Raw genomic sequence first — 13,955 nt, 5'->3', positions numbered from 1 at the left:
CAATGGCGGCAAACAGAGCCTCGGTTGCACCCGAGGTCACCGTGACCTGGGTTCCGGGATCGACCTTGCAGGCGTACAGCGATTCGCATTTGCGTGCGATCTGCTCGCACAAGGCGGGCCAGCCGGTCGCCGGTGCATATTGATTCTTGCCGCCATTCATCGCCTCGGTCAGCGCATTACGCAGCGCTTGCGGGCCATCGAAATCCGGAAAACCCTGGCCCAGATTGACCGCCTTGTGGCTGGCGGCCAGCTGGCTCATGACCGAGAAAATCGTCGTTCCGACCTTTGGCAATTTGGTTTCAATCTTCATCGCAACTCATTGCTTGAAAAGAAAAAAGCGGCGCGAGCTTTGAGCTCGCACCGCCGTCAACAATAACCCAGATCGTCAGCAAAGACGATTCAGTGCGGCATCGCGATTACGCCGCCTTCGGCGCTTCCATGATCACCCGATTCAGACGCTGCACGAAGGCCGCCGGATCATCGAGCTGGGCACCTTCGGCAACCTGGGCCTGCTCCAGCAACAACAGGGCAAGATCCTTCGATCGCTCGGCGTCCGATTCGCCATCCAGGCGCTTGAGCAAGGCGTGCTCCGGATTGATTTCGAGGACCGGCGCGGAATCCGGCATGTCATGACCGGACTGCTTGAGCACGCGGCGAAGATGCAAGGCCATGTCGTATTCGTCGAGCACCAGACACGAGGGCGACTCGGTCAGGCGACGGCTGACCTTGACGTCGCTGACGCGCTCACCGAGCAACTCCTTGAGCTTGGAAACCACGCCCGAAGCGGCCTCTTCACTCGCCTTGTGCGCCTCTTCAGCAGCCGAGTCCAGCTCGATCTCACCCTTGCCGATATGGCGCAGCTTCTTGCCTGCGTATTCAGTCAGATAACCGGCCATCCATTCATCGATGCGATCGGACATGAGCAGGACTTCAACGCCCTTGGCACGCAGCGACTCCAGTTGTGGACTGCCCTTGGCCGCGGCATGCGAATCGGCGGTGATGTACCAGATGACTTCCTGGCCAGCCTGCATGCGTCCGATGTAGTCATCCAGCGATACGCTGGCAGTCGGGCCGTCGGATTGGGTCGAAGCGAAACGCAGTAGTTTGGCAATACGCTCACGGTTGTTGGCATCCTCGGCAACACCTTCCTTGAGCACACCACCGAAGGCATTCCAGAATGTCGCGTATTTCTCGGTCTCGTCCTTGGCCAGCTTGTCGAGCAGATCGAGCACGCGCTTGGTGCAGGCACCCTTGATGCGTTCGATCTGGCGATTCTGCTGCAGGATCTCGCGGCTGACATTGAGCGGCAGATCATCGGAATCCACCACGCCTCTGACGAAGCGCAGATACGCCGGCAACAATTGTTCGCTGGCGTCCATGATAAAGACACGGCGAATATAGAGCTTGAGACCCTTGCGCTCCTCACGCCCGCTCATGAAATCAAACGGCGCCTTGGCCGGGACAAACAGCAATGACGTGAAATTCTGATTGCCCTCGACACGATTGTGCGACCACGCCAGGGCATCATTGAAATCGTGGCTCAATGATTTGTAGAAATTCTGGTATTCCTCATCCTTGATCTCGGCTTTGGGTCGCGTCCACAGCGCCGATGCCGAGTTGACCACTTCCCACTCCTCGCTCGGTTTGCCGTCAACTTCCTTCGGCATGCGAATCGGGAAACTGATGTGGTCGGAGTATTTGGATACGAGGCTGCGCAGCTTCCACGCTTCGAGGAACTCGCTCTCATCTTCCTTGAGGTGCAAGGTGATCGTGGTGCCACGGCGCGCCAGCTCAAGCATCTCAAGCGAGTATTCACCCTTGCCATCGCTTTCCCAGCGCACGCCATCCGAAGCTTCAGCGCCGGCGCGGAGACTGGTTACGATGACTTTGTCGGCGACGACAAATGCCGAATAGAAACCAACACCGAACTGCCCGATCATGCGGCTGTCAGCCTTGTTCTCGGCAGCCAGCGATTCCAGATAGCGCCGTGTACCCGAACTGGCGATCGTGCCGAGATTGGCAATCAGTTCGTCGCGGCTCATGCCGATGCCGTTGTCGTGCACGCTGATCGTGCGCGCATCCTTGTCGAAAGAAATGTCGATGCGCAACTCGGAATCTTCGGCCATCCATTCGGGATGTCCCATCGATTCGAAACGAAGCTTGTCACAGGCATCGGAAGCGTTCGAAACCAGTTCGCGCAGGAAGATGTCCTTGTGCGAATACAGGGAGTGGGTGACCAGATGCAGTACCTGGGCGACCTCGGCTTCGAACTTTCGGGTTTCGGTGGTGCTTGTAGTCATTGGCAAGGGCCTTCGCGTAATTCCGGGATGCCTTGCTGATGGGGGCGCAACACCTCTTTTCAAGCGCCGAGGCGCGGAAAACGCGATATCGCAAAACAATACGGCCGCCTTGCGGCGGCCGTATTGCGACGAGGAGCATAGACGCGACTCAATGCTCCAAGACGAAAAACCTGCGGCCTTTATTCCTTGGCGGAAACTGGTGCGCTCAGATCTTCCTTGATGCGAGCCTTCTTGCCCTGCAGACCGCGCAGGTAATAAAGCTTGGCACCACGGACCAGGCCACGACGCTTGACCACGACCGATTCGATAATCTGGCTGTGCGACTGGAATACACGCTCGACGCCGGTGCCGTGTGACATCTTGCGCACGGTGAAGGCGGAGCTCAGGCCGGCGTTCTTCTTGGCGATAACCACGCCTTCGTAAGCCTGCACACGCTCGCGGCTGCCTTCCTTGACCTTGACGTTGACCACGACGGTATCGCCAGGGCCGAACTTCGGGAGGGTGCGGGTAATCTGTTCTGCTTCAAACTGTTGGAGGAGGTTCATGGCATTCACCAGTATCGTTGGATTCATCTCGCAGGTTCGACTCCAGCCGCCCCGCTAGTTCTTGGCCGCCAGATGTTCCTGGCGGAATTCTTCAAGCAGCGAGCGGGCCTCATCATCGAGTTCCACACGTGCCAGCAAATCGGGACGTCGCAACCAGGTTCTTCCAATAGCCTGTTTGCGCCGCCAACGTCGGATCATCGCGTGATCACCCGACAGTAAAACTTCCGGCACCTCGCCGAGATCATCGCTGACCGGCCGGGTGTAGTGCGGACAATCCAGCAGACCTGCGCTGAAGGAATCCTGCTCCGCGGACTGCGCATCGTTCAACGCGCCATCCTGCAACCGTCCTATCGCATCAATCACGATGGCTGCTGCCAACTCGCCACCGGAAAGCACGTAGTCGCCGATGGAAATTTCCTCGTCAACCAGATTTTCCAGCACGCGCTCGTCAACCCCTTCATAGCGACCGCACAACAGGATCAACCGATCCCTGCGCGCCAGCTCGATGACTTTTTCCTGCGTGAGTCGCGCTCCCTGCGGACTCAGGTAAATCACCTTTGCCGGTTGCGTGCTTGCCGCGCGCACCGTTTCGAGTGCTTCGCGCAAGGGCGCAATCGTCATCAACATGCCGGGACCACCGCCGAATGGACGGCTGTCGACGGTGCGGTGATTGTCGGTCGCGAAATCACGGGGATTGCAGGTTTTCACCTCCAGCAATCCGCGCTCCTGCGCCCTGCCCACCACACCGATCCCTGCACAGGAGTCGATGAACTCGGGAAACAGCGTGATGACGTCGATGCGCATCGCGCGTTTCCCGTTCTAGAACTCCGGATCCCAATCGACCGTTACCCGGCCTTCCTCGAAATCCACAGCTTTCACATATTCATCGAGCACGAATGGCAGCAACCGCTCACGCTCGCCATCGCGGACCACCATCACATCGTTGGCGCCGGTTGCGAGTAGATGCGAGATCCGCCCCAGGGCAACGCCTTCGATTGTGACCACCTCCAATCCTTCGAGGTCGGTCCAGTAGTACTCGTCAGGACGGGCTTGCGGCAATGCCGATCGCCTGACCTTGATTTCGCATCCGACCAGACTCGCAGCGAGATCCCGATCGGCAACGTCGGGCAAGGACGCAACCATGCCCTTGCCTTGCTCCCTGCCCCGGCAACCGCTGATTTCACGATTGCCCGCAGGGGTATTCAGCAACCACGGCTGATATCGAAATATCTGCATCCGTGGATCGGTGTAGGACTCGAGTTTGACCTCGCCCGCCACACCGTGGAGCCCGACGATCCTGCCTACCAGGATCAACCGGTCACCCGCCGTCGTCACGCCGCTTGCGCAGCCTGCTTCGTTGCGGACTTGTACAGTGCCTTGACCTTCTCGGTCAGCTGCGCACCCTTGTCCACCCAATGCTTGACGCGTTCGGTGTCGAGCTGAAGCTTGACTTCCTGGCCGGCCGCGATCGGATTGTAGAAACCGACACGCTCGATGTTGCGACCGTCGCGCGCATCGCGCTGATCGGCAACGACGATGTGGTAGAACGGGCGCTTCTTGGCGCCGCCACGTGAAAGGCGAATCTTTACCATGGTATCTCTCTGATATTGCTGAAGTTTCCGGCGCGCACACCGGAGAACTACCGGGTCAGGCCAAGTGAGCCGCGCATTTTAGCGGATTTACGGGAAAATGAAAGCCCCACAAGCATTTAGAGCAAATTCCGCGGATCACCGAAAATTCGGAATTTGCCGCCATTGCTTCAACGCGGTGGCTGGAAGCCGCCTGAACCGCCCATGCCGCGCATGGCGCCCTTCATCTGACGCATCATGCCCTTCATGCCGCCGCTGCCAAGTTTGGACATCATTTTCTGCATTTGCTGGTATTGCTTGAGCAGACGATTGACATCGGCCGGCTGCTGACCGGAGCCGCGGGCGACGCGGGCGCGGCGCGAGCCCTTGAGCAGATCCGGATGACGGCGCTCTTTCGCCGTCATCGAATTGATGATGGCAATCATGTGGTGGACCTGCTTGTCGTTGACCTTGGACTTGACCTGCTCCGACATGCCGCCCATGCCCGGCAGCTTGTCCATCAGCGAGGCCATGCCACCCATGTTGACCATCTGATCAAGCTGGCTCTTCATGTCGTTGAGATCGAAGCGCTTGCCCTTCATGACCTTTTCGGCCAGCTTCTGGGCCTGCTCCTGGTCGACCTTGCGTTCGACTTCTTCAACCAGCGAGAGCACGTCGCCCATGCCCAGGATGCGCTGGGCCAGACGATCAGGATGGAAGGGCTCCAAGGCGTCGGTCTTCTCACCCGCGCCGACAAACTTGATCGGTCGACCGGTGATATAGCGCACCGACAAGGCCGCGCCACCGCGCGCATCGCCATCGGTCTTGGTCAGGACCACGCCGGTCAACGGCAGGGCATCGGCAAACGCCTTGGCCGTATTCGCCGCATCCTGACCGGTCATGGCATCAACCACGAACAAGGTCTCGACCGGATTGAGCGAGGCATGCAAGGCCTTGATCTCGTCCATCATCTCGGTATCGACGTGCAGGCGACCGGCGGTATCGACGATCAGCACATCGGCAAAATTCTTCTTCGCCGCATCGAGTGCAGCTGCCGCAATTGCGACCGGCGACTGCTCAGCCGTGGATGGATGGAACAGAACTTCGACCTGAGTCGCCAGGGTCCGCAACTGCTCGATGGCTGCCGGCCGGTAGACATCGCAACTGACGACCATGACCTTCTTCTTTTTGCGCTCGCGCAGGAATCGGGCAAGCTTGGCCACGGTCGTGGTCTTGCCAGCGCCCTGCAGTCCGGCGACGAGGACAATCGCCGGTGGAGCCGCGGCCAGGTTCAGATCGGCATTGGCCGTGCCCATGACCACGGTCAATTCGTCACGAACGACCTTGATCAGGGCCTGACCCGGGGTCAGGCTCCTCATCACCTCCTGACCAATCGCGCGAACCTGGACGCGCTGGATCAGTGCCTGGACCACCGGCAAGGCGACATCGGCTTCGAGCAGGGCAATGCGTACTTCACGCATCGACTCGCGAATATTGGCTTCGGTCAGTCGACCGCGACCACGCAGGCGATCGACGGTTGAAGAAAGGCGTTGGCTGAGAGACTCAAACATGGGCAGGCAAGATCAGTGATGCAGCCGCGAAGTATATCAGCGTGAAAAGGAAGCGGTCGCAGCTACCCGAATCCCGCGAAGATTCCAGACCGTGGTGGCTTGTGCGAAACTCGCCCTCATGCCCATTGTTCTGCTCTCCGTATCAGCCATCGTCGGTTACCTGATCGCCACCGTGGTCCTTGCCGTACCGATCGTGCAGGAGCGGGCTCCGGCGCGGGCCATCGGTCTTGCCCTGGCCTCGATTGCAGTCCTCATCCACGCCAGCCTGATCTTCGGCATGCATCGGGGCGGGCTCGATCTGCACTTTTTCGCTTCCCTTTCACTCGCCGGTTTCGGCGTTGCCGCGCTGACCTTGCTGGTCAATCTTTTTCGTCCGGTGGCCGCACTCGGCGTCATTGTCTTTCCGCTGGCCGCCTTGCTGCTCGGTGTCGATGTGTTCTATGCCGCACCGACCCTGGCCGAACCGATGCAATGGCCGATCAAACTGCATGTCACCTTTGCCTTGCTCGCCTACAGCCTGCTCAGCATTGCCGCGCTGCTCGCGATCCTGCTTTCCCTGCAAGAGCGCGCCCTGCGCCGGCGCAAGCTCGATTCCGGCCTGATCCGCGCCCTGCCCCCGCTGACACTGACCGAATCCTTGCTGTTTCGCCTGATTGCTGTGGGCTTTGCCTTCCTCACCCTGACCCTGGTCAGTGGCGTCGTCTTTGTCGACAACCTGTTCGCCCAGCACCTCGCCCACAAGACCATTCTCTCGATCGCCTCGTGGATCGTCTTTGGCATCCTGCTATTCGGACGCTGGCGCTGGGGCTGGCGCGGCAATCGCGCCGTACGCCTGACCCTGATCGGCATGATCGTGCTGCTGCTGGCCTTTTTCGGCAGCAAGTTTGTGCTTGAAATGGTTTTGCATCGGGCGGTTTGAATGGACGGAAGTGGGGAGTAGGGAGTCGGGAGTGGGAAAAAGCTCGTTTTGCTCGACCTCGCATCTTTCGGAATCTCGATGGTTTACAGGCCCTTTCAGATTCCTGAAAACCGCTTTTCGACTCCCCACTCCCCACTCCCCTCCTTCAAATCTCCGCCGTCGCGGCCAAGGCATCACTCAATCGATCAACGGCAATGATTTCGAGATCGCCGGTGCGCAACTTTTTCGGCGCATTGGCCTTGGGCACGATGGCGTGGCGGAAACCGTGGGTCGCCGCTTCGCGCAGGCGCTCTTCGCCGTTCGGTACCGGACGAATCTCGCCAGACAGGCCGACTTCACCGAAGGCCACGAGCTTGTCCGGCAAGGCGCGATCGCGAAAGCTCGATAGCACGGCCAGCAATACGGGCAGGTCGGCTGCGGTTTCCTGAACGCGGATGCCACCAACCACATTGACGAAGACATCCTGGTCATAGACGGCCGCTCCACCGTGTCGATGCAGAACAGCGAGGAGCATGGCCAGGCGGTTCTGTTCCAGACCGAGCGTTACCCGGCGCGGATTCGGCAAGGCCGAAGAGTCGACCAGGGCCTGCACTTCAACCAGCAATGGACGCGTGCCTTCGCGCGTGACCATGACTGCGCTGCCCGGGGTCGGTTGCGCGTGCGACGAAAGGAAGATTGCGGAAGGATTCGGCACCTCCTTCAAGCCCTTCTCGGACATCGCGAATACGCCGAGCTCGTTGACCGCGCCAAAGCGATTCTTGAACGCGCGCAGGATGCGAAAGCGACTGCCTGATTCGCCCTCGAAATAAAGCACGGCATCGACCATGTGTTCGAGCACGCGCGGTCCGGCAATACCGCCCTCTTTAGTCACGTGTCCGACGAGGAAAACACTGGTGCCACTTTCCTTGGCAAAGCGCACGAGTCGCGCCGCCGATTCACGCACCTGACTGACCGAGCCCGGTGCAGCGGTCAGCAGCTCGGTCCAGATGGTCTGGATCGAATCGATAATGAGAACTTCTGGCTTGCTGCTCGCAGCCTCGGCGAGAATCCGTTCGATCGAGGTTTCGGCGAGCGCTTCGAGGCCATCCAGATTGATCTCGAGGCGTCGGCCGCGTGCGGCGACCTGGGCCAGGCTTTCTTCGCCAGTCACATACAGACTGCGCATGCGTACACCGATGGCGCCGAGCATCTGCAACAACAGGGTCGACTTGCCGATGCCGGGATCACCACCGATGAGGACCACAGAACCACCGACCAGTCCGCCGCCGAGGACGCGATCAAGTTCGCCGATGCCAGTCGCACTGCGCTGATCAGCCTCGTCGGCAATTGAGGCCAGACGGGTTACCTTTGGCGCATCGACAGCGCCTGCATAGCCTGCGCGTCGACCACCGCCTGCGCCTGCGCCAGCTTTTGTTGCCGGTTCGAGGACGATTTCCGAAAGCGTATTCCAGACCCCGCATTCGGCGCACTGGCCCTGCCACTTGGAGTGCTCGCCGCCGCATTCGCTGCAGACGTAGGCGGTTTTGGCCTTGGCCATTTCAGTTCTGATCCTCGACAAAACGCACGCGTCGGGTCATGCCGCAGACGATTTCGTAACCGATGGTTGCGCAACGTTCGGCGATTTCCTCGACGGGCAGTTCCTGCCCCCACAGGATGACCGGATCACCGACTTTGGCATCGCCATGCTCGCGCAGATCGACCGTGATCAGATCCATCGAAACACGCCCGACGATGGGCGCGCGACGGCCATTGATCAACACCGGCGTTCCCGACTCGGCCGAACGCGGATAGCCATCGCCATAGCCGATCTGGACGACACCGATATCCATGTCTTCAGGACAGGTCCAGGCCGCGGCGTAGCCGATCGGCTCGCCCTTGCTGATGCGATTGATTGCGACCAGTTTGCTCGACAAGCTCATGGCCGGACGAAAACCAAAATCGCCACCGCACTTGCCGGCAACGACCGAGATGCCATAGAGCAAGCCACCGGGGCGGATCCATTGTCCCCGCGCCTGCGGCCAGCCAAGCACCGCGGCGGAATTTGACAAGGTTCTTGCCCCGGGCATATCGGCCGTGATGCTGTCGAAGCAAGCGATCTGGGCCGCCGTCTGGGCGTCGCCGAAAACATCGGAGTTGGCGAAGTGGGTCATCACGCCAATATCGCGATCGACATTCGGCAAGGCCAGCAAGCGCTCGCGCGCCGCACTTGCCAAGACCGGCGCAAAGCCGAGCCGATGCATGCCGCTGTCTATCTTCAGCCACACCTTCAAAAGGCGTGGATCACGATCGGCGGCAATCCAGTCGATCTGACTGTCGTGGTGGATGGCGGATTCGAGGCCCAGCCGGTGCATCTCGGCAATATCGGCCGCCTCGTCGATTCCGGAAAGGACCACGATGCGCTGACGAATACCGGCGGCGCGCAGGCGCTGGCCATCGGCAATGCAGGCAACACCGAACGCATCGGCACGATCGAGAACACGAGCGACGCGCTCCAGCCCGTGACCGTAGCCATCAGCCTTGACCACGGCCATGACCCGCGCGTCACCGGCGAGCTCACGCAGACGCTGCAGATTGTCGCGCAGGGCACCCAGATGAATCGTCGCGCAGGTCGCTCGACTCACTCGAAATTTTCCGTGTAGCGGTCGGCAGCGAGATTCTCGAAGCGCGTGAACTGACCGAGGAAGGCGAGCTTGACCGATCCGGTCGGACCGTTACGCTGCTTGCCGATAATGATCTCCGCGACACCCTTTTCCGGGGAATCCGGGTTGTAGTACTCATCGCGGTAAATGAACATGATGACGTCGGCATCCTGCTCGATGGCGCCGGATTCACGAAGATCCGACATCATCGGCTTCTTGTCGGTGCGCTGCTCGAGGGAGCGGTTGAGCTGGGACAAGGCAATCACCGGAACATTGAGCTCCTTGGCAAGCGCCTTGAGTCCACGCGAAATTTCTGAAATTTCGGTGGCACGGTTTTCCTTGCTCCCGGGCACCTGCATGAGCTGCAAGTAATCGATCACGATCAGACCGAGATCGTGCTCGCGCTTGAGGCGTCTGGCACGGGCGCGCAACTCGCCGGGCGACAGCGCCGGTGTGTCGTCGATGAAGATCTTGGCTTCGCTGAGCATGGTGATCGCACTGGTCACACGCGGCCACTCTTCTTCGGCCAGCTCGCCGGTACGCAGATGCTGCTGATTGATCCGGCCCATCGAGGAAATCAGACGGAAAGCAAGCTGAGAGGACGACATTTCCATCGAGAAAACGGCGACGGCTTTCTTTGTGCGCATCGCCGCATTTTCGGCCATGTTCAGGGCCAGCGCGGTTTTGCCCATCGACGGGCGTGCGGCAATGATGATCAGGTCGGACGGTTGCAGGCCCGTGGTCATTTCATCGAGATCGTTGTAGCCGGTTGGCAAACCGGTAATCGAGCCGCGATTCTCGTAACGGTGGTGAAGGATCTGGAAGGCATCCTTGACCGCCGAGCGCATCGAGACGAAACCCTTGCGCCCGCGTGAACCGGCTTCGGCAATCTTGAATACCTTCTGCTCGGCGGTTTCCAGCAGCTCCTGGCTGCCACGCCCCTCAGGTTGATACGCATCACCGGCAATTTCGGTACCCGTGTCGATCAACTGCCGCAGCACCGACTTTTCGCGCACGATATCGGCATAAGCGACGATATTGGCCGCACTCGGCGTCGAGTTGGCGAGCTCGATGACATAGGCGATGCCGCCAACCTGATCGGACATGCCCTGCGCTTCAAACCATTCGCCGAGAGTCACCGCATCGCAGGGCTGGTCCTTTTCGCTGAGCGTGGCAATCGCACGAAAAATGATGCGGTGATCACGCCGATAGAAATCATCCTCGCCAATGCGGTCGGCCACTTTCTCCCAGGAGTCCGGTGCCAGCATGAGACCGCCAAGCACTGCCTGTTCGGCTTCGATCGAATGCGGCGGTACACGCAAGGTCTCGATGTTCGGGGCGGGTTTGCGTTCGGCGAAAGTAACCATGGGGTGAGGCCTGAATCAAAGTGACGTCGACCGTTGATCATACGCAGCCCGGCGTCTCACCAATAGAGAACAACCCTGTGCATAAGCTGTGCAGATTCCCATCGGCCAATGAAAAAGGGCACCACAAGGCGCCCTTTTTCGATCACGCGAATGCGTTGCGGTTTATTTGTCCGGAACGACGATGACCTTGACCAGCGATTCAACATCGGCGTGCAGATGAATACGCACTTCAAACTCGCCGATATGACGGATCGGGCCTTCACCCTGAACCACTTCGTTCTTGTCCAGGGCCAGGCCCGCGGACGTGAATGCCTCGGCGATATCACGCGGACCGACCGAACCGAACAACTTGCCTTCGGTACTGGCATTGACCGAGATGGTGACGCCTTCAGAGGCATCAAACTTCGCCTTGCGTGCCTCGGCACCACCGAGCAGCTGGTTGGCCTTGGCCTCGTATTCCGCACGGCGAGCCTCGAAATCTTCGAGATTGCCGGCGGTTGCCGGAACGGCCTTGCCTTGCGGCACGAGATAGTTGCGGCCATAACCCGGCTTCACCGTGACCTTGTCACCGAGATTGCCGAGGTTTTTAACTTTCTGCAGAAGAATCAATTGCATTGGGGTAACTCCAATTCGTTAGCGTCGGCACAGCCGACGCAGCTTGCGCTGTCCGAATCGATCTGCCTCAGCGAGGCAGATCGAATGTCAGAAAGTCGGATTAATGACTGTCGCTGTACGGAAGCAGGGAAAGAAAGCGTGCGCGCTGAACGGCAACGGCGAGCTGGCGCTGGTAGCGTGCCTTGGTGCCGGTGATGCGGCTCGGCACGATCTTGCCGGTTTCGGTAACGTACTGGCGAAGCAGGTTGAGATCCTTGTAATCGATCTCGACAACATCTTCGGCGGTAAAGCGGCAGAACTTCTTGCGGCGGAAGAACTTGGACATGGGAACAACTCCTGAAGTCGGGATCGATTATTCGGCGCTGGCGGATTTGGAATCAGAGTCGGAATCATCCGAATCGTCGTCGGATGAATCGTCATCCGAGCGCGAACTACGGCTCGGGCGATCATCGGAATCACTACCATCATCGTCACGACGACGGCGGTCGCCCTTGTCATCCTTGTTCTTCATGATGGCCGACATCTCGGTGACGGCTTCCTTGGTCTTGATCACCAGATGGCGCAACACGGCATCGTTGAAACGGAAACCGGACAGCAGCTCATCGAGCACCGTCTGACTGACTTCGATGTTCATCAGAACATAGTGGGCCTTGGCCAGATGCTCCATCGGGAATGCCAACTGACGGCGACCCCAATCTTCAAGGCGATGGATCTTGCCGCCATCCGCTTCGATCATCGTCTTGTAACGATCGATCATGGCTGGCACTTGCTCACTCTGATCCGGATGGACCAGAAAAACGACTTCGTAATGACGCATGGGTAATCCTTGTGGATGTCCGCAACTCTTGTGCGGGGACAGCCTCCCGACAAACGGTGAGGCAAGAATCTTCGTCGCTGGACAGACGAAGGGGCGCGGATGGTAATGGATTCAAGGACCTGGGGCAAGGCCGGCCGGGCTGCGAGAAATTGCTTCGATCAAAACGCCTGCACCGAAGAAGGCGGATTGTTCAGCCAGTCGGCCCAGGCCAGGGCCATCGCCGGCAAGCCTCCGGGATAGTTTGCATCAAGGATACGTTCTGCCTCTATCGGCACGCAGGGATGCCGACGCTGGGCATCCAGAACCGCGCCCAGGGATGCCCTGCCCGCAGGTGTCTGCATCAGCATTGCAACGAGACCGAATGCACGCAGGTAACGCTGTTCTCGCCCGGCCGCATAGAAACTGACGCCTTCGTGGGCCAGCAGATCGATCAACTCATCCTGCCCATTGCCCTCGATCCGCGCCGATGCCAGCGATCTGCGCGACTCGGAGAGCGCAATCTGCGCACCCATGCCGGCGACCTTGATGTGTTCGAAATAGCCGGCCAACCCCTCGTTGATCGCCGTCGGCAAGCGACCGATCCGCTCGTGTACCAGTGCGTGGGTAATCTCGTGGCGCAGAATGAGGAAGTTCGACTCCTTGTCGTTTTGCAGGCGAATATGAATGGTTCGGTCCGCCGTCGAATACGTTCCTGCCGCATTGAGCATGGCCGGACTGCCTGAACGCGCGGCCCAGGCCTTGGCTGAGGCGATGAACTCGATATTCAGGACCAGGCCCGGATCGCCTTTGATACCCAGGGTTTCGCGCAACACGCGATCAATCGCCTGCGCTGCCGAAACCGCATTCTGGTTGAGATCGTCTGGAATATTGACGTCATAGCCACTGGCGTGAACCACGATCGGTGGCAGGCCTTGAACCTCGATTCGCCGATGACCGCTGGTGCTGCCACTCGGAGGCTGGTCAGAAAAATGGATGATGCCATTGGCATCCGTCCAGCGATGGATGGCCATTGCCTGTGGCCGCGCAGCTTTTGCCGTACCGGCCAGACAGGCTTGCTCGGAGTACTCGACATGCAGCAACGAGCGCGCCAGCGCGAGTGGATCGATCGCATCCTCGGCCGTCATTTGCTTGCCGCTGACAATCGACTGTGGCGCAGACTTCACGATCTGCGCAGATTTTGGCGGATCTTGGGGATCTGGCGCGATCTGAGGCGGCTTCGAGTGAATCGCAGCGACAGGCAGACGCGAAGTGCCATCCCCGTTCGACACATGGCTTGAACCAACAAAGGCAATTCCGGCTGTGACGATGAACAACGCCAAGCATGACCAGAACAGGCGCATCAGGATCTGCCGCGCAAGTCGAAGCGGCCGTCATCGCACGCGACAAGCCTGATTGCCAGTAGCCTTTTCATTTCCATCATTCGACAAGCATAGCGCGGCGTTGTGGTCATTCGGATCTGCCGCTGGAGTGCGGTTAAGGCAACGCTGATCAAGTGGCCCAACCGTCATGGCATTCAGAAGGTTCGCCGGTCGTGCTGCGTGGCGAAGTGAAGGCTGGTTGCCTTGACCAGCCGCGCGGTGCGGCTGGCGGACCTTCTGGATGCCACCTGTTTCA

General features: G+C 59.5%; 15 protein-coding genes. 1 reads left to right on the top strand and 14 read right to left on the bottom strand.

The features are described 5' to 3' along the window. The 7 genes from VFN25_RS11595 to ffh all read right to left on the bottom strand — a co-directional run. Positions 1-310: aminotransferase class I/II-fold pyridoxal phosphate-dependent enzyme (locus tag VFN25_RS11595; protein WP_325142049.1), on the bottom strand; the 310-nt coding region annotated here is incomplete at its 3' end. A gap of 106 nt (positions 311-416) precedes the next feature. Beyond that, the gene (gene htpG / locus VFN25_RS11590; protein ID WP_325142047.1) at positions 417-2,300 is read right to left on the bottom strand and encodes a molecular chaperone HtpG; all 1,884 of its coding nucleotides are present in this window, start codon (positions 2,298-2,300) and stop codon (positions 417-419) included. Positions 2,301-2,479: 179 nt separating this feature from the next. Then, entirely contained in the window at positions 2,480-2,845 is a 366-nt protein-coding gene (gene rplS / locus VFN25_RS11585) for a 50S ribosomal protein L19 (protein WP_325142045.1), read from the bottom strand. 54 nt (positions 2,846-2,899) lie between these two features. After that, positions 2,900-3,649, bottom strand: coding sequence for a tRNA (guanosine(37)-N1)-methyltransferase TrmD (trmD, locus tag VFN25_RS11580; RefSeq protein WP_325142043.1), 750 nt, complete (start codon positions 3,647-3,649; stop codon positions 2,900-2,902). Positions 3,650-3,664: 15 nt separating this feature from the next. Then, positions 3,665-4,180: a ribosome maturation factor RimM gene (gene rimM / locus VFN25_RS11575; protein WP_325142041.1), complete on the bottom strand. Its 516-nt coding sequence runs from the start codon at positions 4,178-4,180 to the stop codon at positions 3,665-3,667. After that, on the bottom strand, positions 4,177-4,437 hold the full coding sequence (rpsP, locus tag VFN25_RS11570; RefSeq protein ID WP_325142039.1) for a 30S ribosomal protein S16: 261 nt from the start codon (positions 4,435-4,437) through the stop codon (positions 4,177-4,179). Before rpsP ends, rimM begins: the two co-directional genes overlap by 4 nt. A gap of 167 nt (positions 4,438-4,604) precedes the next feature. Beyond that, a complete protein-coding gene (ffh, locus tag VFN25_RS11565) occupies positions 4,605-5,984 on the bottom strand; it encodes a signal recognition particle protein (protein WP_325142038.1) in 1,380 nt (459 codons plus the stop codon). 118 nt (positions 5,985-6,102) lie between these two features. Between ffh and VFN25_RS11560 the strand changes: the two genes are divergently transcribed. Continuing rightward, positions 6,103-6,903, top strand: a complete 801-nt coding sequence (locus VFN25_RS11560; RefSeq protein ID WP_325142037.1) for a cytochrome C assembly family protein — start codon at positions 6,103-6,105, stop codon at positions 6,901-6,903. Positions 6,904-7,048: 145 nt separating this feature from the next. Here VFN25_RS11560 and radA read toward each other — a convergent pair whose 3' ends face one another. The 7 genes from radA to VFN25_RS11525 all read right to left on the bottom strand — a co-directional run bounded on the left by radA (position 7,049) and on the right by VFN25_RS11525 (position 13,504). Next, positions 7,049-8,440: a DNA repair protein RadA gene (radA, locus tag VFN25_RS11555; RefSeq protein ID WP_325142035.1), complete on the bottom strand. Its 1,392-nt coding sequence runs from the start codon at positions 8,438-8,440 to the stop codon at positions 7,049-7,051. Between the two features lies 1 nt (position 8,441). Beyond that, entirely contained in the window at positions 8,442-9,524 is a 1,083-nt protein-coding gene (gene alr, locus VFN25_RS11550; RefSeq protein WP_325142034.1) for an alanine racemase, read from the bottom strand. After that, positions 9,521-10,909, bottom strand: coding sequence for a replicative DNA helicase (locus VFN25_RS11545; RefSeq protein ID WP_325142032.1), 1,389 nt, complete (start codon positions 10,907-10,909; stop codon positions 9,521-9,523). The genes alr and VFN25_RS11545 overlap by 4 nt, the downstream gene beginning before the upstream one ends. Before the next feature lie 162 nt (positions 10,910-11,071). Then, entirely contained in the window at positions 11,072-11,524 is a 453-nt protein-coding gene (gene rplI, locus VFN25_RS11540) for a 50S ribosomal protein L9 (RefSeq protein ID WP_325142030.1), read from the bottom strand. A gap of 100 nt (positions 11,525-11,624) precedes the next feature. Next, positions 11,625-11,849, bottom strand: coding sequence for a 30S ribosomal protein S18 (rpsR, locus tag VFN25_RS11535; protein WP_325142029.1), 225 nt, complete (start codon positions 11,847-11,849; stop codon positions 11,625-11,627). Positions 11,850-11,876: 27 nt separating this feature from the next. Further along, positions 11,877-12,341 (bottom strand): 30S ribosomal protein S6, encoded by a 465-nt coding sequence (gene rpsF, locus VFN25_RS11530; RefSeq protein ID WP_325142027.1) that lies wholly within the window; start codon positions 12,339-12,341, stop codon positions 11,877-11,879. Between the two features lie 158 nt (positions 12,342-12,499). Further along, on the bottom strand, positions 12,500-13,504 hold the full coding sequence (locus VFN25_RS11525) for a DUF4124 domain-containing protein (RefSeq protein ID WP_325142025.1): 1,005 nt from the start codon (positions 13,502-13,504) through the stop codon (positions 12,500-12,502). Positions 13,505-13,955 lie beyond the last annotated feature (451 nt).

The sequence above is a fragment of the Dokdonella sp. genome (genome assembly GCF_035703485.1).
Classification (GTDB): Bacteria; Pseudomonadota; Gammaproteobacteria; order Xanthomonadales; family Rhodanobacteraceae; genus Dokdonella.
The sequence above is the reverse complement of the archived record's forward strand: the minus strand, read 5'-3'. Positions and strand labels throughout refer to the sequence as shown.

Excerpts from the sequence above, each read along its gene's own strand:
- htpG (WP_325142047.1), bottom strand. The coding sequence starts at position 2,300 with ATGACTACAAGCACCACCGAAACCCGAAAGTTCGAAGCCGAGGTCGCC.
- rplS (WP_325142045.1), bottom strand. The coding sequence starts at position 2,845 with ATGAACCTCCTCCAACAGTTTGAAGCAGAACAGATTACCCGCACCCTC.
- trmD (WP_325142043.1), bottom strand. The coding sequence starts at position 3,649 with ATGCGCATCGACGTCATCACGCTGTTTCCCGAGTTCATCGACTCCTGT.
- rpsP (WP_325142039.1), bottom strand. The coding sequence starts at position 4,437 with ATGGTAAAGATTCGCCTTTCACGTGGCGGCGCCAAGAAGCGCCCGTTC.
- ffh (WP_325142038.1), bottom strand. The coding sequence starts at position 5,984 with ATGTTTGAGTCTCTCAGCCAACGCCTTTCTTCAACCGTCGATCGCCTG.
- VFN25_RS11560 (WP_325142037.1), top strand. The coding sequence starts at position 6,103 with ATGCCCATTGTTCTGCTCTCCGTATCAGCCATCGTCGGTTACCTGATC.
- radA (WP_325142035.1), bottom strand. The coding sequence starts at position 8,440 with ATGGCCAAGGCCAAAACCGCCTACGTCTGCAGCGAATGCGGCGGCGAG.
- VFN25_RS11545 (WP_325142032.1), bottom strand. The coding sequence starts at position 10,909 with ATGGTTACTTTCGCCGAACGCAAACCCGCCCCGAACATCGAGACCTTG.
- rplI (WP_325142030.1), bottom strand. The coding sequence starts at position 11,524 with ATGCAATTGATTCTTCTGCAGAAAGTTAAAAACCTCGGCAATCTCGGT.
- rpsR (WP_325142029.1), bottom strand. The coding sequence starts at position 11,849 with ATGTCCAAGTTCTTCCGCCGCAAGAAGTTCTGCCGCTTTACCGCCGAA.
- rpsF (WP_325142027.1), bottom strand. The coding sequence starts at position 12,341 with ATGCGTCATTACGAAGTCGTTTTTCTGGTCCATCCGGATCAGAGTGAG.